The organism is Kitasatospora sp. NPDC004289 (assembly GCF_053602875.1).
On the sequence record NZ_JBSGEL010000030.1, the window covers coordinates 76,950 to 97,202 of the forward strand.

The 20,253-nt window shown below is 74.6% G+C and carries 19 protein-coding genes and 1 tRNA gene; 11 read left to right on the top strand and 9 right to left on the bottom strand.

Going from position 1 to position 20,253, the window contains the following annotated elements; translation table 11 throughout:
* Window positions 1-5: 5 nt before the first annotated feature.
* Window positions 6-974, bottom strand: coding sequence for a pirin family protein (locus ACWEPF_RS21390; protein WP_452173779.1), 969 nt, complete (start codon window positions 972-974; stop codon window positions 6-8).
* A gap of 92 nt (window positions 975-1,066) precedes the next feature.
* On the opposite strand from ACWEPF_RS21390, the gene ACWEPF_RS21395 reads away from it, so the two are divergent.
* Window positions 1,067-1,561 carry a carboxymuconolactone decarboxylase family protein gene (locus ACWEPF_RS21395; RefSeq protein ID WP_449795098.1) on the top strand — a complete coding sequence of 165 codons (495 nt, stop codon included), beginning with the start codon at window positions 1,067-1,069 and terminating at the stop codon, window positions 1,559-1,561.
* 76 nt (window positions 1,562-1,637) lie between these two features.
* Here ACWEPF_RS21395 and ACWEPF_RS21400 read toward each other — a convergent pair whose 3' ends face one another.
* From ACWEPF_RS21400 to ACWEPF_RS21410, 3 genes are all read right to left on the bottom strand, one after another.
* Window positions 1,638-3,053: a lamin tail domain-containing protein gene (locus tag ACWEPF_RS21400; RefSeq protein WP_452173780.1), complete on the bottom strand. Its 1,416-nt coding sequence runs from the start codon at window positions 3,051-3,053 to the stop codon at window positions 1,638-1,640.
* Between the two features lie 287 nt (window positions 3,054-3,340).
* The gene (locus tag ACWEPF_RS21405; RefSeq protein ID WP_452173781.1) at window positions 3,341-3,802 is read right to left on the bottom strand and encodes a hypothetical protein; all 462 of its coding nucleotides are present in this window, start codon (window positions 3,800-3,802) and stop codon (window positions 3,341-3,343) included.
* A 197-nt stretch (window positions 3,803-3,999) separates the two neighbouring features.
* The gene (locus ACWEPF_RS21410; protein ID WP_452173782.1) at window positions 4,000-4,575 is read right to left on the bottom strand and encodes a universal stress protein; all 576 of its coding nucleotides are present in this window, start codon (window positions 4,573-4,575) and stop codon (window positions 4,000-4,002) included.
* 286 nt (window positions 4,576-4,861) lie between these two features.
* On the opposite strand from ACWEPF_RS21410, the gene lysA reads away from it, so the two are divergent.
* Both lysA and ACWEPF_RS21420 read left to right on the top strand, forming a co-directional pair.
* Window positions 4,862-6,262 (top strand): diaminopimelate decarboxylase, encoded by a 1,401-nt coding sequence (lysA, locus tag ACWEPF_RS21415; protein ID WP_452173783.1) that lies wholly within the window; start codon window positions 4,862-4,864, stop codon window positions 6,260-6,262.
* An 847-nt stretch (window positions 6,263-7,109) separates the two neighbouring features.
* A complete protein-coding gene (locus ACWEPF_RS21420) occupies window positions 7,110-7,490 on the top strand; it encodes a hypothetical protein (protein ID WP_452173784.1) in 381 nt (126 codons plus the stop codon).
* 147 nt (window positions 7,491-7,637) lie between these two features.
* Here the strand turns inward: ACWEPF_RS21420 and ACWEPF_RS21425 are convergent, their stop codons facing one another.
* Window positions 7,638-8,318, bottom strand: a complete 681-nt coding sequence (locus ACWEPF_RS21425; RefSeq protein WP_452173785.1) for a DJ-1/PfpI family protein — start codon at window positions 8,316-8,318, stop codon at window positions 7,638-7,640.
* A 203-nt stretch (window positions 8,319-8,521) separates the two neighbouring features.
* On the bottom strand, window positions 8,522-9,475 hold the full coding sequence (locus tag ACWEPF_RS21430; RefSeq protein ID WP_452173786.1) for a GlxA family transcriptional regulator: 954 nt from the start codon (window positions 9,473-9,475) through the stop codon (window positions 8,522-8,524).
* Between the two features lie 201 nt (window positions 9,476-9,676).
* On the opposite strand from ACWEPF_RS21430, the gene ACWEPF_RS21435 reads away from it, so the two are divergent.
* The 4 genes from ACWEPF_RS21435 to ACWEPF_RS21450 all read left to right on the top strand — a co-directional run bounded on the left by ACWEPF_RS21435 (window position 9,677) and on the right by ACWEPF_RS21450 (window position 14,108).
* On the top strand, window positions 9,677-9,898 hold the full coding sequence (locus ACWEPF_RS21435; RefSeq protein ID WP_380150470.1) for a hypothetical protein: 222 nt from the start codon (window positions 9,677-9,679) through the stop codon (window positions 9,896-9,898).
* Window positions 9,899-10,087: 189 nt separating this feature from the next.
* On the top strand, window positions 10,088-10,678 hold the full coding sequence (locus ACWEPF_RS21440; protein WP_452173787.1) for a DUF421 domain-containing protein: 591 nt from the start codon (window positions 10,088-10,090) through the stop codon (window positions 10,676-10,678).
* 119 nt (window positions 10,679-10,797) lie between these two features.
* Window positions 10,798-12,147, top strand: a complete 1,350-nt coding sequence (locus ACWEPF_RS21445) for an FAD-dependent oxidoreductase (protein WP_452173788.1) — start codon at window positions 10,798-10,800, stop codon at window positions 12,145-12,147.
* A gap of 236 nt (window positions 12,148-12,383) precedes the next feature.
* Window positions 12,384-14,108 carry an acyl-CoA dehydrogenase family protein gene (locus ACWEPF_RS21450; protein ID WP_452173789.1) on the top strand — a complete coding sequence of 575 codons (1,725 nt, stop codon included), beginning with the start codon at window positions 12,384-12,386 and terminating at the stop codon, window positions 14,106-14,108.
* Between the two features lie 139 nt (window positions 14,109-14,247).
* Here ACWEPF_RS21450 and ACWEPF_RS21455 read toward each other — a convergent pair whose 3' ends face one another.
* Entirely contained in the window at window positions 14,248-14,529 is a 282-nt protein-coding gene (locus ACWEPF_RS21455) for a hypothetical protein (protein WP_345280942.1), read from the bottom strand.
* Window positions 14,530-14,615: 86 nt separating this feature from the next.
* The gene (locus ACWEPF_RS21460; protein ID WP_449795089.1) at window positions 14,616-15,998 is read right to left on the bottom strand and encodes an NAD(P)/FAD-dependent oxidoreductase; all 1,383 of its coding nucleotides are present in this window, start codon (window positions 15,996-15,998) and stop codon (window positions 14,616-14,618) included.
* Window positions 15,999-16,478: 480 nt separating this feature from the next.
* On the opposite strand from ACWEPF_RS21460, the gene ACWEPF_RS21465 reads away from it, so the two are divergent.
* Window positions 16,479-17,135 (top strand): hypothetical protein, encoded by a 657-nt coding sequence (locus tag ACWEPF_RS21465; protein WP_452173790.1) that lies wholly within the window; start codon window positions 16,479-16,481, stop codon window positions 17,133-17,135.
* A gap of 188 nt (window positions 17,136-17,323) precedes the next feature.
* Complete coding sequence (locus ACWEPF_RS21470; RefSeq protein WP_452173791.1) at window positions 17,324-18,994, top strand: BTAD domain-containing putative transcriptional regulator; 1,671 nt, start codon at window positions 17,324-17,326, stop codon at window positions 18,992-18,994.
* A 77-nt stretch (window positions 18,995-19,071) separates the two neighbouring features.
* Here ACWEPF_RS21470 and ACWEPF_RS21475 read toward each other — a convergent pair.
* Window positions 19,072-19,145: transfer RNA gene (locus ACWEPF_RS21475), tRNA-Met, on the bottom strand.
* Between the two features lie 220 nt (window positions 19,146-19,365).
* Between ACWEPF_RS21475 and ACWEPF_RS21480 the strand changes: the two genes are divergently transcribed.
* Together ACWEPF_RS21480 and ACWEPF_RS21485 are read left to right on the top strand one after the other, a co-directional pair.
* Window positions 19,366-19,551, top strand: a complete 186-nt coding sequence (locus ACWEPF_RS21480) for a hypothetical protein (RefSeq protein ID WP_452173792.1) — start codon at window positions 19,366-19,368, stop codon at window positions 19,549-19,551.
* A gap of 59 nt (window positions 19,552-19,610) precedes the next feature.
* A complete protein-coding gene (locus tag ACWEPF_RS21485) occupies window positions 19,611-20,105 on the top strand; it encodes a hypothetical protein (RefSeq protein ID WP_452173793.1) in 495 nt (164 codons plus the stop codon).
* The last annotated feature ends 148 nt before the right edge of the window (window positions 20,106-20,253 follow it).

Genomic DNA, 20,253 nt, shown 5'->3' on the forward strand with positions numbered 1-20,253 from the left:
GCCGGTCAGTTGCGGTTGCCGCGGGGCTTGAGGGCGATGGCGGGGAGTTCGGGGGCGGGGAGGCGGGAGCCGGGGTAACCCTGGACGGTGCCGAAGCGGTCGCCGTGCTCCCAGTCCTCGCGGGCCTGGCGGATGTCGGCGTCGGTGCGGCCGATGAAGTTCCACCACATGACGATCTCCTCTCCGAACGGCGGCCCGCCGATCAGGACGGCGACCGCGTCCGTGTCGGCGGTGTTGGTGAGGGTCAACTCGCCCGCGCCCGGGGCGAGGTAGCCGAGGTCGGCGGGCTTCAGGGTGGTGCCCGAGAGCAGGACGGTGCCGCGGTCGACCAGGAGGCCGTGCTCGTATCCGGGGTCGACGGCGAGGGTGACGGTGGCGCCGGGGCGGAGGGTGAGTTCGGCGCCGAGGAGCGGGGTGAAGGTGGGCACCGGGGAGGTGTCGCCGGCCAGGGTGCCGAGGAAGACCCGGGCCTCGCCGCCGTCCCCCTCGCCGCCGCCGAGGGGGACGGCGGTCGGGGCGTGGTGCTGGAAGTCCCGTGGGGCGTGGCGGTGTTCGTCGGGAAGGGCGACCCAGAGCTGGACGCCGTGCAGGACGGTGGTGTCGGGGGTGGAGACCTCGGAGTGGCTGATGCCGTGGCCGCCGGTCATCAGGTTGAGCTCGCCGGGGCGGACGTAGGCATGGACGCCGAGGCTGTCGCGGTGCTCGATCTCACCGGTGAACAGCCAGCTGACGGTCTGCAGGCCGGTGTGCGGGTGGGGCGCGACGTCCATGCCACCCGAGTCGGCGACGTCGTCGGGACCGTAGTGGTCGACGAAGCACCAGGCGCCGATCAGGGTGCGGCCGCGCTGCGGGAGGGTGCGCCGGACGGTCATCGACCGCGGACCGCCGAGCGGCACGTCCCGCACCGGCAGCACCTCGACCGAGGGGCGGGCCCCGACCGACGGTTGCACGGCACCGGTCTCGACATAGTCCATGGCAGTTCCTCCCGCTGAGCCCGATCGTTCCAGATTCAACTATTATGCCATGGGAAGATCGTTGATGATCGCCACCGACCACTGGAGTCCCCATGACCGACACCGCGACCGATGTGACGACCGCTCCGGCTCCCCGGCGCGTGTTCATCGACAAGCAGCACCCGGAACCCTTCCGCGCCATGCGCGCCACCGGCGAGGCGGTCCGGGTCGCGGCCGCGGAGGCCGGTCTGGACCGTCGCCTGGTGGAGCTGGTCAACCTCCGGGTCTCCCAGCTGAACGGCTGCGCCTACTGCCTGGACGTGCACACCAAGGCGGCGCTCCAGGAGGGCGAGAGCGTCCAGCGCCTCGGCGTGCTGCCGGCCTGGCGCGACACCCCGCTGTTCACGCCCCAGGAGCGCGCCGCCCTCGCACTGGCGGAGGCCACCACCGTCCCCTCCGACGACACCGCGCAGGAGCACGCCTACGCGCAGGCCCGCGCCGCGCTGACGGAGGAGCAGATCTCGGCCGTGATCTGGGTGGCCGTCACCATCAACGCCTTCAACCGGGTCTCCATCCTCAGCAAGCACCCCGTCCGCCCGGCCCGCTGAGGCCGGCCGTCACCGACGGACGAACGGCGGCCCCGCCCCCACCGGAGGGGACGGGGCCGCCGCGTCGGACGAAGCGTCAGCAGCTGATGCTGCCCTTGCGGATCGCGTGCCCGCTGGTGTTGGAGTCGTCCGACCAGTACACCGGCTTGGAGCCGCCGACGCACTCGGCCGCGCCCGCCACCGCGAAGCCCTCGTTGTTCAGGTTCGCCATGCCGGTCGGCCGGTTGTAGACGGCGGCCACGGCGAAGGCGCCGGAGGCGTTCACCGTGAAGGTGCGGTGCTGGCCGCTGCAGGTGTCGTCGCAGACCGCCCAGAGGCGGCTGGCCTGCGGCTCCCACTCCAGGTCCATCACGCCGCTCATGCCGGAGCTGACGGTGGCCACCTTGGTGAAGGTGCCGGAGTCCTGCAGGACGTAGCCGTAGACCGAGCCGTTGCCCTCCAGACCGACGAAGAACACGCCGCCGCTGTGCGCGCCGTAGCCGGCCGGGTCGTACGCCGCGCCCGTCGAGGCGTCCTTGAAGCCGGCCGCCGTCAGCGCCGCGTCGGGCACCCAGGTGATCGCCTCCAGACCGGCGTTGGAGCCGACCGACGGGAGGTCCGCGGTCAGGTTCCACTCCTTGGTGGCGGTCAGCGAGGTGGAGGTGCCGGAGACGTCGTAGCGCAGCACCGAGAGCCGGCTGCTGCCGGAGCCGTCGCGCTCGCTGGAGACGAAGACACCGCCCGCCGCGCCGGCCGACGTGACGGTGACGCCCTCGGCGTCGGGGGCGCCGGAGCCGTTGGTGAAGCGCAGGGTCTTGCCGGAGGTCCAGCCGTTGGCGGTGTCGGGCTTCCAGCCGCCGGAGCCGTTGGGCACCAGGCGCCAGAGCTTGCCGGAGTTCTGCGCGCCCCAGAGCACGCTGCTGCCCTCCAGGGCGAGGCCGCTCAGGTCGGAGCCGAAGACGTTGGAGCCGTCGGCGGTGGCGACGGTGGAGCTGCCGGGCCAGGCCACCGGGGTGGTGGAGCCGCCGCCGGTGCCGCAGGCGTTGGCGGAACCGAGCGTCACGGCAGCCGACTTGAAGGCACCGGTGCCGTCGGCGCAGCGCGACCAGGACGGCGCGGAGTGGCTGGTCCAGGTGAAGCTGTCGACCAGGGTGGAGCCGCCGGGCAGGTAGAGGCGGGCCTTGTCGCTGGAGCCGAGGCCGAAGGAGCCCGAGACGTCGAAGGCGCGGAAGGCGCCCGGCGCCAGGGTGGTGCCGGAGGCGATGGTGTAGTTGGACGAGCTGCTGTCGTCCTTGAGGACCCAGCCGGAGACGTCGACCGGGGCGGTGCCCTTGTTGTAGAGCTCGATCGAGTCGTTGACGCTGCCGGTGGTCACGACCTCGTTGATCCGGATGTCGTCCGCCGGGGCCGCCTGGGCGGGGGCCGCGGTCAGGACGCCGGCCACCAGGGCGGTGGCGGCGGCGAGCGAGGGGGCGAGGCTGCGGCGCCAACGGGCGGCGAGCGATGCGGTCACGGGTTTCCGTCCTCGGGGGAGGTTGGGTGCGTCAGGGCGGGCATGACAGTCCTCGCTCCGGCCGAATGGCCCACCACCAACAGGTGGTTGATCCGTGAACGGTGGCCGAACCGTCCGTGATCCCGTCCTTCCCCGTGTACCCGGCCGGACCCCGCCCCGCACCGCACCACTCGCGCCGCTCGCACCGCACCGCTCGCACCGCGCCGCTCGCACCGCAACGGACCGCCCTGGCCGGCCCGTTCAGGACCGCCGGGCCCGCCGGGCCGGCCCCTCCTGGTCCGTCCCGTTCAGAGCGCACGTCCCGGCGGGCCGCCGTCGGCCTCCGGTGGGGCCACGGGCAGCGCCCGTACCGTCCGCCGGGGCCAGACCGCCGGGAGGGCGGCGGTCAGCGCGGCCGTGCAGAACAGGGCGAGCCGGCCGAACTCGCCGCCGGTGCTCGACCAGCCCAGCACGGCATGACGGTGGATCACGAAGCCGTTGAAGAACAGCCAGGCGGCCACGGCGATCAGCGGCGCGGCGGCCGGGCGGGAGTTCGCCCCGAGCACCGCGCACCCGAGCGCGAACGCGCCCAGGGCGAACCAGGTCGCGTGCCGTTCCCCCAGCACCGCCAGGGCCGGGACCAGCCCGGCCGCCCCGCTCAGCGCGAGCGCCAACGACATCCCCACCGGCAACCGCCGCACCGCCGGACGGAACGTCCGCCCGCCCGGCCGCGCCCGGTACAGCCTCATCCCCTCGTCGTCACCGATCACCCCAACCCCTTCCTCCCGCACCCGAGTTCACCAACCGCCCCCGCGCCGTCCGACCACCGCACCTTCCGGCCACCGCACCCTCCGGCCACCACGGAGCCGAGAAGCGCACGCCCCCACCCCGCCGAACCGCCCCCGCACCCCGGCCGACCCCGCCGACCCATCCCCCACCCCCGGCCGACCGAGCCGGAGGCGACACGTCACCGCTCCCGCGCGACGCGCCCCACCCCGGCTGCGGGCACCGCCCCCACCGGGAGGTGCCACAGGTGCCGCCACGACCGGCCCTCCAACTCCCGCTGCAGCGACGGCCTCGGCACCGCGAGCACCGGACACACGGCCCGCTTGAGGCACTCCGCCGGCACCGACGCCCGCAGACCCCTGCGCAGGAGGCTGCCGCTGCCCGCGCCGACCACCACCAGGTCGTCCGGCCGGTCGGCGAACAGCGCCAGTGCCCGCGCCGTCTCCCCGCGCACCACGCAGCTCCTCAGCCGCACGCCCACCGGCCCGCCGTCACCGAACGCGGCCTCCAGGGCCTCCGCCAGCCGCGCCGTCGCGCTCTCCTCCCACACCGTCAGCAGCGGCGGGCAGGGGGCCCGGCGGTAGCCGGCCTCTCCGCCCTGCGGGAGCCAGGCCAGCACGGCCAGCAGTTCGGAGCCGGTCCACCGCGCCTCCGCGACGGCCCGGTGCAGCGCGGCGAGGCTGCCCAGCGAGCCGCTCACCCCGACGACGATCCGCCGCGGCCGCCGTGTCTCCCGGTCCCCGCCCTGCTCGTCCATCCCGCTGTCCCCTGCTCTCGCTCGTCCGGCTGTGTGGCAGACAGCAAAACCGCTCCCGCACCCCCCTGAGTCGCCCGTTGACGCTTCCCTGACGAGGGCCGTTCGAATCCCAACACTTCCCTGACACGGCCCCCGGCGGCCGCCCTGCCGTCACCCCAGCGATGTCAAGAACCCGTACGGACCGGGACGCCAACGGTCAACGGAGCGTCAGGAGTCCATCCCTCCGCGGTCATCCGCCCTAGCGTCGGACCGAACCCGGCCCACCCATCCCCTCGGAGCGCACCCCGTGACCACCTGCTTCCGCCTCCACCCCGACGACCCCACCGACCCCACCGATCTCACCGACACCACCGACTCCACCAGCTCCACCCATGCCCCGACCCCTCTCGGCTCCCCCTGGCCCGCCACCACCACCGACACCCCCTCCGGTGACCTGTCCATCGGCGGGGTCAGCCTCGCCGAGGCCGCCGACCGCTTCGGCACCCCGCTCTACGTCCTGGACGAGGCCGAGCTACGGGCCCGCTGCCGCGACTACCGCGCCGCCTTCCCGGAGGCCGAAGTGCTGTACGCCGCAAAGGCGTTCCTCTCCTCGGCCGTGGCCGGATGGGTGGCCGAGGAGGGGCTCGGACTGGACGTCTGCTCGGAGGGCGAACTGCGGCTGGCCGCGGCCGCCGGCTTCCCGCCCGAGCGGATCCTGCTGCACGGCAACGCCAAGTGCCCCGAGGAGCTGCGGCTGGCGCGGCGCCTGCGGGTCGGCCGGATCGCGGTCGACAACCACGCCGAGATCACCCGGCTCGCCGCCCTCACCGTCGCGGACGTACCGCAGCGGGTGCTGGTCCGCGTGGTCCCCGGAGTGGCGGCCGGCCACCACGAGGCCGTCCGCACCGGCGTCACCGGCCAGAAGTTCGGCTTCGCCCTGGAGGGCGGCGACGCCGCCGAGGCGGTGCGGCGCGTGCTGGAGCAGCCGGGGCTGGTCCTGGCCGGGCTGCACTGCCATCTCGGCTCCCAAATCACCTCCACCGAGCCCTACTTGACGGCCGTCGACCGCCTGGTCGCACTGCTCGCCGAGATCCGGGACCGGCACGGCGTGCAGGTGCCCGAGCTCGACCTCGGCGGCGGACACGGCGTGCCGTACCTGCCGGGCGAGCGGGGCCTCGACCCGCACCACCTCGCCGACGCCCTGCACGGGCGCCTCGCCGAGCAGTGCGCGCTCCACCGCCTGGACCTGCCAAGGCTGTTGCTCGAACCGGGCCGGGCCGTCGTCGCCTCCGCCGGGGTCGCGCTCTACCGGGTGCTGACCGTCAAGACCGGCACCGACGGCCGGGTGTTCGCCGCGGTGGACGGCGGCATGAGCGACAACCCGCGCCCCGCCCTCTACGGCTCCCGCTACTGCGCCCGCCTGACCGGCCGGGCCCCGGCGGCCGCCGCCGCCCTGCGCGAGGTGGACGTGGTGGGGCGCCACTGCGAGGCGGGCGACGTCCTGGTCCGGGCCGCCCGGCTGCCCGCCGACCTGCGGCCGGGAGACCTGCTGGCCGTTCCGGCAGCCGGGGCCTACCAACTCTCGATGGCCTCCGGCTACAACCTGGTCGGCCGGCCCGCGGTGGCCGCCGTCCGGGACGGCCGGGCACGGCTGCTGATCCGCCGTGAGACGGTGGAGGACTTCCGCGCCCGCGAGGTGCACGCCTGAGCACCGGCCCGTACCGCACACCGGCGCCCGGCCCCGCGAGGTCCGGAACCCGATCGCCCCGCCCGCCCGAGGGCGACGGGAGAAGCTTGGCGGACCACCGACGCGACCGTCCCGGTCCGGGAAGGCCACGCACACCACGGTGAGGGACTCGTCCGACTGGACGGAGCCATGGCGGAATCCATCGGCCGTCCAGGACGGTGGTCCCGTGTGCCGCGGGGCGGTCCGCGCTCATCGTACGGCCTGACGAGCCGCATCCGTGCCGCCCGGTCACGGCTTGCTGTACCGGTTCAGCTCACCACGGACAGTGACGACCCGTCAGGCGAAGCCGGTGCTTCCCACGCGAACGAGATGGCAGAACCGGCACGCCCCACGGATCCGGCTCCCCCAGCAATCAGTCTGCAACAGAAGGGAGTTGAACATACCCTGCTCGCACCGATGCGGGCCACCGGCCAGGGGACGGTCCGACCGTTGGTGCGTCCACCACCGGCCGTCCACTTCGTACAGCAAGTCACGGACAGCGTCGGCGAGTTCCCGTCGCCCGCCGTCGCCGACGGCCGGCATCAGGTGTGCGCCGGAGCACACGGAGGATGGTCCGACCGCCCCCGAACGCCCGCCGCCCACCAGCTCCGGTGGCCCGGCGGACGACGGTCGTTCACTTCGACCGCCCCGCGGTCGCGAGCCGTCCATGTCGGTAGCCCACGGTGTTCACGTGGCTACCAAGCGTGTGACGATCCACACAGTGATGATGCGCGCACGGTGTGCAAGACTCACCCCGTCGGGCCAAAAGCCTTCGATTCCTAGGGAGTACACCGTAATGCGCACCCGCATCGCAGCCGTTGCTGTCGGTATGACCGCCCTTCTCGCCGTGCCCGCCACGGCCTCCGCCGCTCCGGCGGTGACCTCCGGTCCGGTCACCTGCGCCACCGAGACCTCGTTCGCCGGCCAGCCCTGCGCCTGGCAGCAGCGGGACGGCGGCGGCCTGGCCGGCCTGGCACGGCTCACCTCCACCAGCGCTCAGCCGGTGCTGGTCAAGGTCGAGCTCAAGACCCAGCGCGCCTGGGGCAGCCCCTGGCTGACGGTCTCCTCGACCACCGCCCTGCGCACCGGCACGGCCTCGGTCTCCACCCCCAAGGTGGTCACCAACGAGCTGAGCATCGTCTGCGTCACCACCGCCCCGGCACTGACCCCGGAGCAGCAGACCACCCTCTGTACCCACCCCTCCGCCTGACGGAGCGACAGAGCGGGGCGGCGGCACGTCCGGCACTCCCCTGTGCCGCCGGACGCGCCGCCGCCCCGCTCCTCGTCCCCCCGCTCCTCGTCCCCCCGTTCCTCGTCCCCCCGCTCCTCGTCTCCCGTGCCCCCGCCCCTTCGCGTCTCAGGCCCGGGCGGCCGCCGCCAACGGCGAGGCCGGGTCGATCAGCGCCGGATCCACCTCGATCCCGGCAGCCCGGACCGAGGCCACCACCTCCGCCGGCGCGGTGGCCAAGGAGCCGGCCCGGTACGGCGGTTGCGGGTCGTACTCCGTGATCAACTGGATCGCCTGGGCCACCGCGTCCCCCGCGATCAGCCCGGCCAGGTGAAGGCCGAGGTCGATCCCGGCCGAAACCCCGGCGGCGGTCGCGTACTTGCCGTCGAAGACCACCCGCTCCTCGGCCGGCACGGCGCCGAAGCGGGCCAGCACCTCGTGGCCGGCCCAGTGCGTGGTCGCCCGCCGCCCGGTCAGCAGACCGGCCGCGGCCAGGATCAGCGAGCCCGAGCAGACCGAAGTGGTCCAGCTGCTCCCCGCGTCCACCTCCCGCACCCAGTCGAGCACCTGCGGGTCCGTCAGGACGGCCTCCGTACCGGGCCCGCCCGGCACCAGCAGCAGATCGGCCGCGGTCACCTCCGCCAACGCCGCGTCCGCCACCAACGCCAGACTGCCCTGGTCGCCGCGGACCGGTCCGGCCGCCGCGGCCGTGAACACCACCTCCACGCCCGGCATCCGGCCGAGCACCTCGTACGGGCCCACGGCGTCCAGTGTGGTGAAGCGGTCGTAGAGCAGGATCGCGATCTTCATGGTCTTCCTCCCTGGTCGTCTTCCTCATCGAAACCGAGCGGCTCGCAGCAGCTCGGAGCGGAGCAACTCGGAGCCGAGCAACCCGCAGCGGAGCAGCTCGGCGGCGAACCTCCGGCGGTACTCCCCGGACGCCACCGCGGGGCCATCCGGCGAGAGCCCGGCGCGTCGCCTCCGCCGTGCCGTGGCCGCACCCCCGCGCCACCTCAGTTCGGCTCGGCGGCGAACTTCCGGCGGTACTCCCCCGGCGTCACCGCGAGGGTGCGGGCGAAGGCCAGGCGCATCGCCTCCGCGGTGCCGTAGCCGCACGCCCGTGCGACCTCCTCGATCCCCTCCCGCCCCGCCTCCAGGCGGTGCCGGGCCGCCTCCAGCCGGACGCCGTCCACGTAGCGGCCGGGCGTGACGCCGACCTCGGCCGTGAAGGCACGGGCGAAGTGACGGGGCGACAGCGCGGCCCGGAGGGCGAGCGCGGGGACCGAGAGGTCCTCCGCCGGGTGCTCGGCGATCCACTGCTGGAGCTCGCGCAGCGGCTGCCGCTCCGCCAGTTGGGCGGAGAGCTGGACGGAGAACTGCGCCTGGCCGCCCGGCCTGCGCAGGAACATCACCAGGTGCCGGGCGATGGTCAGCGCGGCCTCCCGGCCGTGGTCCTCCTCGACCAGGGCCAGCGCCAGGTCGATCCCGGCCGTCACCCCGGCCGAGGTGGCGATCGGGCCGTCCCGGACGTGAATCGGTTCCGGGTCGACCTCGGTCTCGGGGAAGCGGCGGGCCAGCGCCTCGCAGTAGGCCCAGTGCGTGGTGGCCCGGCGGCCGGCCAGCAGACCGGCCTCGGCGAGCAGGAACGCGCCGGTGCAGACCGAGGCCACCCGCTCGGCCCCGGCGGCCAGTTCGGCGATCCGCCGCACCAGCGCCGGGTCCGGCCGCTGCGTGCCCTGGCCGCCGGGCACCACCAGGGTGTGCGGCGGGCCGACCTCCGCGAGGTCGTGGTCGGGCAGCAGCCGCAGCCCGCTGTCCGCCCGCACCGGCCCCCCACCGAGCGCGGCGGTGCTCACCCGGTACCCGGACGACACCCCGCCCGCCCCGGCGAACACCTCCAACGGCCCGGTGGCGTCCAGGCTCTGCACGTCCTCGAAGAGGACCACCAGCACACTGCGCTGCTCCATGCCCTCCACCCTCCCAGCGCCGACGCCGCGTCAGCAATGACGCACTTCCCACCTTTTCTGCCACCACCGCCGACGTCGGGCACGGGAGCGGAGCCAGGACCGGCCCCGCGCTCTCATCCGGGCGCCGCATCCGGAGTGCGGGGCCCGCCCGCGACGGGTTTGCTGTCGGGAGACCGCTCCGACAAGCAAGGGACCTGTGCCATGACGGTGACCGCCGACCTCGACAAGCTCCTCGACAAGGCCTACGAGAACCTCACCCTCGAGGAGGTGCTCAACGCCCCGGTCGCGGCCCTGGCCGGACTGACCGACGCCCACGGCACCGCCCTCGAAGCCCTGAAGATCAAGAACATCGGCGACCTCGGCCGCAACAAGTACATCCGCGCCGCCGTCGCCATGGCCGACCTCCAGGACCGCGCCCACTGACCCCACCGGCTCCGGTGGCCCCCACCCCCACCGGAGCCCCCTCCCTGTCCCTCGGCCGGACGAGGCCTCGGGCTTCGAGGTCGCGGCGGGCATGCCGTGGACCGAGGCCGGGCCGGCGCTGGGCCGACCGGGGACGGGTGGCGGCGCGGTGCGGCGGGCGATGGCCACACCACGGTTAGCCTCGGGCGGATGTGGCAGGACTTGTTCGACGCGGGCGTCCCGTACGCCGAGAAGGCCGTCCGGACCGTGGTGGTCTACCTGGCGCTGCTGGTGCTGCTCCGGGTGGTCGGCAAGCGCGGGCTGGCGCAGCTGAACACCTTCGACCTGGTGGTCATGCTGCTGCTCTCCAACGTGGTGCAGAACGCCGTCATCGGGGACGACAACTCGCTCAGCGGCGGCCTGTTCGGCGCCGTCGTGCTGCTCTTCACCGATGCGGTGCTGGTGCGTCAGGCCGCCCGCTGGGACTGGTTCTCGCGGCTGTTCCAGGGGACCGAGACGGTGCTGGCGCGGGACGGGGCGTACGACCGCCGCATGATCCGCCGTCAGGGGCTGCGCCCGGCGGACCTGGACGTCGCGGTGCACCACCAGGGCGGTGACTCCATCGAGGAGGCCTCCCTGGTGGTGCTGGAGCCGGGCGGCACGCTGCTGGTCCGGCTGCGGCCCGGCGACCAGGTCGCCGACAAGGACGACGTGGCCGCCCTGCGCGCGCTGCTCGCGGACCTCCAGGCCCGTCTTCCGGAGCACCGACCCGCCAACGGGGCTCCACCCAGCGCACCCTGACACCGCGTCAGTGCCGCCCGTGCACCTCCGCGCGCCCCTCGGTCCCCCTTGATCACCCCCGGAGCCACAGGATGGAGTGGGGCACGGACGGGTGGCCCGACGAGCGGGGAGCGGCAGGCATGGACGAGACGAGCGCGGGAAGCCCGGCCTGGGGACGGGCCGTGGTGATCGGCGGCGGCTACGCCGGCCTGCTGGCTGCGCGGACCCTGGCCGACCACTTCGCCGAGGTCCTGGTGCTGGAGCGGGACGTGATGGACCGGGAGACCGGTGCGCACCCGAGCGCCCCGCAGGGGTACCACGCGCACGCGATGCTGGCCAAGGGCGCCGAGGTGCTGGAGGAGCTCTTCCCGGGTCTGCGTGCGGAGTTGGAGGCGCTCGGGGCGCCGGTCTTCGACTACGGGGAGCGGATCAGCTTCCTGCTGCCGACCGGCTACGCCACCCGGACCACCACCGGGGTGCGGGTGCAGTGCTTCACCCGGGACGAGCTGGAGCGGCGGATCCGCGGCCGGGTGCTCGACCTGCCGCCGGTCCGGCTGCTCGGCGGGGTCCGCGTCCAGGGCCTGGGCCGCGCCACCGACGGCCGGATCGGGTCGGTCCGCTACCGGACCGCGGCCGGCGAGGAGCTGGAGGCCGATGCCGACCTGGTGGTCGACGCCTCCGGCCGCACCACCGCGATCGACGAGTGGCTGACCGGGGCCCGGCTGCCGGTCTCGGCGCGGAACACGGTCAAGGCGAAGATCACCTACACCACGATGGTCTTCGACCGCACCACGGAGCCGCAGGACTACGATCTCGCGTACCAGATGAGCTTCGCCCCCTCGGTGCGGCGCGGCGGCGCGATGCTGGCGGTGGAGAACGGCCGCTGGGTCTGCTCGCTGTTCGGCTTCGAGCAGCATCCGCCCACCGACCCGGACGGCTTCCTGGAGTACGCCCGCAGCCTGGACAACCCGCGCCTGGCCGAGCACATCGCCCGCCGCAGCAGCCACGACGAGCTGCACCGCTACACCAACCCCGGCAGCACCTGGCGCCTGCACCACCGCAACCCCGGCTGGCCGGAGGGGCTGATCGCGATCGGCGACGCGCTCTGCGTCTTCAACCCGGTCTACGGCCAGGGGCTGACCGTCCCCGCCATCGAGACCGACATGCTGGGCTCACTGCTGCGCCGTCGCCGGGCGGCGGGCACGGGCCTGGCGGGCCTGAGCCGGGACTACCTGCGCCGGGCGGCCGCGATCATCAAGGTGCCCTGGTCGCTCTCCACCACCTCGGACCTGATGTGGAGCGAGTCGGACCGGCCCCTGGCCGCCCGCTTCGCGCACTGGTTCAACCAGCAGGTGTTCGCACTCGCCCGGTACGACGCCGACGTCTGGACCCGCTTCGTCCGAGTGGCCAACATGACCGCCCCGTCCTCCCTGCTGATGCACCCCTCGGTCCTGACGAAGATCGCCCGACGGGCCGTCACCGGACGGTGATCTCCCTCACACGGCCGTGACCGATCCGACGGTAGATCAATTCCCCACGTATGACCATGATCCCGCACAGCCGGTCCGCTCCCGTCCCGGGGCACGAGCACACGCAAGCGCACACGCACACGCACACGCACACGCACACGCACACGCACACGCACGACCATGCCCCCACCGCCGAGCTGACGCGGCTCCTCTTCGGCCCCGACCACGACCGCGTCCACCGCCCCTGGCGCGACCTGGTGGCCGATCCCCGCATGCACCGCCGCCCGGAAGACCCCGCCTCCGAGCAACTCGCCGCCTCCTACCGTCGGTTGCGCGCCGTGAACGCGAGCGTGGACGCCGCCGCCCTGGCCGCCTCGCCCGAGCGGCTGGCGGCCATGCACGAGTGGACCGGCCCGGCCGACGGGGCGCTCACCGTGCTCTCCGGCATCCACTACAACCTCTTCCTGGGCAGCCTGCTCGACCACGACGCCTCCCCCAAGCGCCCGTTGGACGCGTACCTGCGGATGGAGCGGATCGGCACCTTCCTCTGCACCGAGCTCGGCCACGGCAACGACGCCGCCGCGCTGGAGACCACCGCCGACTACGACCGCACCGGCCGCACCTTCACGCTGCACACCCCCGCCCCGTCCGCCGCCAAGTTCATGCCCAACACGGGCCCGACCGGCGGCGCCAAGTCCGCCGTGGTCGCGGCCCGGCTCCGGGCCGACGGGCGCGACCACGGGGTCTTCCTCTTCCTCACCCCGCTCACCGACGAGACCGGCCATCCGCTGCCCGGCGTCACCGTGCACCCGCTGCCGCAGCGCCCCGGCAGTCCGGTGGACCACTGCCTGACCTCCTTCGACCGGGTGGTGCTCCCCTTCGAAGCCCTGCTCACCGGCGCGCACGGACGGCTCGCCGACGACGGCACGCTCGGCAGCGCCTTCGGCAGCAAGCGGAAACGTTTCCTGGCCGCGATCGGCCGGGTGACGGCCGGCAAGCTCTGCATGAGCGCCAGTGCGATCGGCGGTGCGCGGGCCGCGCTGGCCACCGCCGTCCGGTACTCGCAGCACCGCCGGGTCAGCGGGGCCCGGCCGGACCGACGGGTGCCGCTCTGGGCCCACCGCACGCACCACGGCCCGCTGCTGGCCGGCCTGGCCACCGTCTACGCGATGACCGCCCTGCACCGCCGGACGCTGGCCGGCTGGCTGGCCCACGACCCGGCCGACCCGGCCGCACGGGACGCCGCAGAACGGCAGGTGGCCGTCACCAAGGGCTGGAACACCTGGCAGGCACGCGAGTTGATCCTGGAGAGCCGCGAGCGCTGCGGCGCCCAGGGCCTGCTCCCGGTGAACGGGCTCACCGCCCTGGCCGCCGACATCGAGGGCACCATCACCGCCGAGGGCGACAACCTCGCCCTCTGGGCCAAGGCCGCCGCCGAGCTGCTCCTCGCCGCCGACGGTGCGTCAGCGGCGGCCGTCCCGGCCGACGGTGACGGTGCCCCCGTGCACCGCGCGCTCCGCGACCCCGCCGGGCGCCAAGCCCTCCTGGCCGCCGCCGGGCGCCACCACCTCGGCCGGGCCCGGGTACTGCTCCGCGAGGCCCCCGCCGGAGAGGCGATCGACCGGTGGAACGCCGCCGCCCCCGACTCGCTGGCCGCCGTCACCGCCAGGGCCGAGCACGCCGCCGGAGCCGCGCTGCTGGCCTGGGCCGAGGCCGCCACCGAGCCGACCGCGCGGAGCCTGCTGGCCGACCTGCACCGGCTGTTCACCCTGGATCGGATCGACCGCCACTCCACCGGCCTGCTGGCCACCGGCGCCCTGACCGCCCGTCAGGCCGCCGAACTCCCCGCCCTGCGCGAAAGCTCCCTCAACCGGCTGGCCGGGCACGCCCTCCCCCTGGTGGACGCCTTCGACCTCCCCGAGCCGCTGCTCAGCCGCCTGCCGATCACCACCCCCGCCTACCAGGAGGCCTTCAGCGCCTGACCCCGCCACCGGGCGGCCCCGGAGGGCGAGGACCGCGAGCGGCGTGCCGCGCCGAGCGGAGCGGGCCACACCGAGCGAGCGGGCCACCCTGACCACCCCCGTGGGCCAGGGTGGCCCGCTCCTCCGGGCGGGCGGCTCGTCAGAGCGAGTCGCCGACCCAGTCCCACTTGCCCTGGTCGGACGGGCGCGGTTCGTAGTGCGCCCGTCCGCCGGGACCGTGCGAGCCGAGCTCCGTCACCAGGGCCGCCCCCGCCGCCAGTTCGTCCTCGGCCGTGCCGGTGACGTCCAGCAGCAGCCCGTCCAGCGGACCCCCGACCAGCTCGCGGTAGACGCGGCCGGGCAGCGGCCCCTGGTCGGGCGCCCCGTGGTCGGCGCCGTAGACCCGGCCCCGTAGCAACAGCTCCTCGTCGTGTTCGTCCATCCCGCCATCCTGCCGGTCCCCACCGACAGTTCCCCGCCCGTCGCCACCGACGGTTCCCCGCCGGTCCCCCGCGACGGTCCCGGCGTTCAGGTGGCCGAGGTCCCCGGCTGTGCCGAGGTCCGCACCGCCGGCCGTGCGGCCGCCCGCGACGGACGCGGCCGCAGCACCTGGCCGAGCACCTTCCAGGCGAACAGCCGCTGCGGCGGCGCCTGGAGGTTGGCCACCCACAGGAACTCCCGGCCGGTGGCGGCGTCCTCGGCCGCGGCCCGGTGCAGCCGGCCCACGTACCGGTTGAGCAGCTTGACCCGCAGGGTGCGCCTGCCCTCCACGAACGGGTACCGCAGGTCGGCCCCCACCGACATGTCCCACGGCACGTCCGTGACCTGCGCCGCCCGGCGGAAGAACTCCTTCGCGGCGGCGGCCCCGCGCAGCCGGCCGAACGCCTCGCGCAGCGCCTCGGCCTGGCAGGCCGCCGCCGTCATGCCCTGGCCGTAGGTCGGGTTGAACTGGCAGATCGCGTCGCCGAAGACCAGGTAGCCCTCCGGCATCCGCTCGACCTTCTCGTAGCGCCGCCGGATGGAGACCGGAATGCGCATCAACTTGGGCTCGGTGACCGGCTCCAGACGCTCGATCAGCCGGTGCAGCTCGGGCACGGCCAGCCGGGCGGCGAAGCCCAGGTAGCCCTCCGGGTCCACCGGCGGGTGGTCGCCGTTCATGCCGAACATGGTGACCAGCCAGCGGTCCCCCTCGGCGCTGAGCGCCACGCCGCCGCGCGGGACCGCCCCGGTGGCGCCGACCACGTACGCGTCGGCGTCGGCCTCGCCGGCCCGGCGCACGTACTCCCGGGAGACGTAGACCACCTTGGAGTCGATCCGCTCCTCCGGGGCCGGCTGGTAGCCGAGCGAGCGCAGCCAGGCCTCGCCCCGGTTGCTGCGGCCGGTCGAGTCGACGAACAGGTCGGCCGTCAGCTGCTCCGGCTCGGCGTTGACCTCCAGCACCCGCACCCCGGTGATCCGGCTCCGGGTCGGGTCGGCGACCGGCTCCAGCACCTCGCAGCGGTCGCGCACCTCCACACCGGGCAGCGCGGCCACCCGGGAGCGCAGGTAGCGCTCCAGCGCGGGCCGGCTGACCAGCAGACAGGGCAGGCCCGAGTGCGCCTGCTTCATCTCGTACCCGTCGTTGAACCAGCGCACGTCCGCCTGCGCGTCCCGGACCAGCGCCCCCTGGCCGACCAGGTCCTCACCGAGGCCGGGGAAGAGCTCCTCCAGCACCTGGAAGCCCTTGGCCAGCATTCCGTGCGCGTGCCCGCTCTGCGGAACCCCGCGCCGGGCGGCCGCCGTCTCCGGGAGCGCGTCCCGGTCCACCACGGTCACCCGCTCGTACGTCTCCGACAGCACCCGGGCCGCGAGCAGCCCGCCGATCCCAGCCCCTGCGACGACCGCGTGCCCGCCGCTCTTCCCACCCGTCATGCCGTCCTCCTCGTCGTGCGCTTGCCGGAACGAGCATGGCCCGCGCGACTTGACGACGAATTGCCGTCCGCTTGTCGCCTCGGCCGTCACAGCCGCACCGCCGCCGCCTCCCGGTCACCTCGCCCGGCCACCGCGAACGCCGCCGCCGCCACTGCCGTCACCACCGCGCCGTCAACGCTGCGGCCGCGATCACCGCTGCCGCCGCCGTCACCCCGTCGAGCCGCCCCGTACCCCGCCTGGTGGACCGTCAGACCGAACCGCCGCCCGGGCCACGGGGTTCTCCCCCACCTGGCGCAGCGACCGGTCACTTCATCACACCACCGGCCCCGGAGGCCGACAAGGGAGCGTGCACTTCCCGCCCGCGCGCCCCCGTGACAATGTCCGGTTCCCGTCACAGCACGTCAGAGGGTGCGACCGACCCCGGGGGGACGCCCGTGTGGAGGGGTGACCAACGCCCACTCACCTTTCGGGGGAAGCACCATGCGAGTCCGCCAGTTCTCCACCACCGCCACCACCGCCCTGCTGCTGGCCACCGCCGGCCTGGCCCTGACCGCCTGCGGGCCGCAGGGCGACGGAGGCTCGTCCGCCGCCGCGCCGGGCACCGCCAACACCGCCGTCGCCCCGAGCACCACCGCCACGCCCACCGCCACCACGCCCGGTTCGGCCGCCACCCCGGTGACGCACGGATCCAGCGGCACCCCCACCGCCGGCCCGGCCAAGCCGAGCGCCACCAAGACCACCAAGCCCGGCGCCGCACCGTCCGCCGACTGCACCGCCAACGCCGCCCAGGTCGGCCGGGTGCTCCAGGCCGTCGAGGTCGGCTACTCCACCTCGGTCTGGATCAAGGCCCAGGAGACCGTCTTCCGCTGCGGCCCCGAGGTCCCCGGCGAGGGCTACTTCGAGGCCACCGGCCCGGTGAAGGTCTTCCAGCTGACCAACGAGGTCAAGAGCTCCGTGCTCCACGACCTGAAGGCCAGGCAGCTCCCGCTCCAGGACTTCATGAAGCACCTCGACACCTGCCTGACCGACCGCAACTCCGTCCGTCTCCCCTACGGCTGCTACGGCAACCAGTTCGCCGTCACCCTCGAGAAGGGCTCCGGCAAGATCGACAAGATCGACGAGCTGTACCGCCCCTGAGTCCGCCGCGTCCACCGCGTCCACCGCGTCCAGGCGCTCGTTCGACGGCGCACCAAGCCCGCCGCGCGCCGGATGCGCGCGCGATGTGCGCCTCTGGTGTGCGCGGTGGGCAGCTCCTACAGTGTCCGTGCCCAGGTGCGGGCGGCGACTGATGGTGTCTCATCGTGCAGGTGGGAGCGCTGCGGACTGTGCGCGGAACGAGCGAGGAGGGCCCGGCCCGGACCCCGGCCGGACGGGCGGCCGGACGGGTGACCGGACAGGCGGACCGAGGGCAGGACCGGCCGCCCGTCCTGCTCCGGGAGCGGCTGCTCGACCGGCTGCTCCCGAGGCCGGCCGACGCGGGCCGGAGCCCGCTCGCCCTGCTGGTCGCCCCGGCCGGGTTCGGCAAGTCCACCCTGCTGGCCCAGGCCGCGGACCGGGCCGGGCCCGGCACCCGCGTGGTCCGCTGGCAGCCCTGCCGGGGCACCACCGGCACGGACTCGCTGCTCACCGCGCTCGGCCGCCAACTCCCGGAGTCCGGCGGCACGGTGGAGGGCTTCCTGCGCGCCTGCGGCGGCCGCGGCCGGCCCGTCCTGCTGCTGGTCGACGACCTGCACCAGGTGCACGGCACCCCGGCCGAGGCCGCGGTCGAGGAGCTGGCACTGCTCGCCCCGCCCGGCCTGCGGGTGGTGGCGGCGGGACGGCGCCGCCCCCTGATCAACCTGACCCGTCGTGAACTCGCCGGCACCACCGTGCTCGGCCCCGCCGAGCTGCGCTTCGGCCCCGCCGAGACGGCCCGGCTGCACGCCGCCACCGAGGACGGACCGGCGGCCGCGGCGGACGGTCACACGACCGCCCCGGACGAGCTCGCGGCCGGCTGGCCCGCCGCCCTCCTCCTGCTCGGCGGCGCCTCCCGCCCGGGGCCGCTCGCCCGGGCCTACCTGGACCGCGAGGTGCTGGCCCCGCTGCCGGCCGCACTGCGCAGCTTCCTGGCCCAGGTCGCCGTCCTCCCGGTGCTCACGCCCGAGCACTGCGACGCCGTCACCGGCCGCACCGACAGCGACTGGCTGCTGGCCGAACTCACCGAGGACCGCGCCCTGTTGACCCCCGACGGCCGCTGGGTGGCACCCCTGCTCCGGCTCCACCTCCAGGGGCACCTCGCTCCCGCCCCCACCGCCCCCGCCCTCCCCGCCACCACCCTGCGCTGCTTCGGCGGCTTCCAACTCGGCCGCGACGGGCGGCTGTTGGACTGGGGCCTGACCAGGCCCCGGGCGCGCGCCCTGCTCCGGATACTGGCCATCCAGCCCAACCGGCCGGTGCACCGCGAGATCCTGATGGAGTCCCTCTGGCCCGGCCGCCCGCCGGCCGCCGCCGGCCGCTCGCTCCAGGTCGCGGTGTCCTCGCTCCGCGCCCTGCTGGAGCCCGGCGCCGCGCGCGGCACGCCGCAGCTCCTGCAGCGCCTCGGCGAGGCCTACCAGCTCCGGGTGCCCGACCAGTGGTCGTGCGACGTACGGCAGTTCGACCAGGCGGTGGCCCAGGGCGGCCGGGCCGGCCTGCGCCGGGCCCCCAGCACCTACACCGGTGACCTGCTCCCCGAGGACGGCCCCGCCGAGTGGGTGGTCGAGCGCCGGGAGCACTACCGCCGCGAGGCCGCCGAGGCCGCGCTCGCCCTCACCCGGCTCGAACTCCTCGACGGCGCCCCGGCCGCCGCAGCCCAGACCGCCGCCCGCAGCCTGGAGATCGACCCGTTCCGCGAGGAGGCCTGGCAGTTGCTCATCACCGCCCACCGCCGCAACGGCGACCCCGCAGCCGCGGCCCGGTCCCGGCTGGGCCACGCCCGCATGCTCCGCTCCCTGGGGCTCCCCCCGGCCACCCCTTGAGGAACGTGGGGAACGCAGGGAAACGGAAGGAGCCCGGATTCGGCACGCGCTGCGTGCCGAATCCGGGCTCCTCTTCGTAGCGGGGACAGGATTTGAACCTGCGACCTCTGGGTTATGAGCCCAGCGAGCTACCGAGCTGCTCCACCCCGCGTCGGTGAACACGACACTACGCCATGACCCGGCCAACACGAAATCGATAACCCGATCGCCGACGAACGGTATCCAGCCGTGACCTCGGACGGAGCCCGATGTCCGGTTTGCGCCTTGTGAAGCTGCTGTAATGACCTGGTGCCCACCGAGTGTTCACGCACTGCGGCCCTCACCGGCACCACCCGCACCAGCCCCTACACCCTCCGAGGCAGGATCGACCCATGGCACTGGGAGTCGTGGCCCTCGCGGGCGTCGTCCTGCTGATCGCGCTGGTGGTCGGCGCGGCCTTCACCGCCCTCGCCTCCGGCCCACCGGTCGGCCGGCTCCTGCGCGGGTTCGGGCTGGCCCTGGTGCTGATCCTCGGTGCGGTGGCGGTCATCCTTCTCCCACCGCTGTTCAAGCACTGAGCAGCCGTGGGCCTCGCGTTCCGTCCCCTCGAAGTCCCAGCCGCGAAAGGTGGCCGACGATGCGTGTCCGCACGGTGCTCCTGTCCGTCTTCGGCGTCTGCTCGGCCGTCGTGACGGCCTGTGCGGTGGCCGCCTGCTACGTCTGGACCTCCTGGCTCGCCCCCGGCGGGGACCAGGCCCTCGCCGACGCCCGGGACAGGGCGCTCGCCGTGTCCCAGGGCGCCGCCGCCCGGATGAGCGAGAGCTACCTCCCGTCCCGCTCGGAGCAGGACGCGGCATGGGCCGCCACCGCCGCCGAGGGCTACGGCCGAGCCCACGGCACCGATGTGGAGGCCGAGATCCGTCCGGGCGCGATCCGGCTGACGGTCGACGCCGTCGGCCACGCCCGCTTCGGCATCGGCGCCCCGGACGAGGCCCGCGTACGGGCCTGCTTCGACTGGATCCTCCCGACCGCCGACGCGTCGGCGCGGATCGAGGACGTGCCCTGCGCCCTGCCGGGCGGCTCCGACCTCGCCGCCATCGTCCCGGCCCGGCACCTCCCGCCGACCGGCTGAGCGTCCGTCAGGCCGCCACCCCGTCCGTCAGACCGCCGCCCCGTCCGCGAGGGCGAGGACGGCGGCCTGGCCGGTGGCGATGGTGAGGCCCAGGCCGTGGCCCTGGCCGCGTTCGGCGGCGCCGGTGCGGAAACGCTGGGGTCCTTCG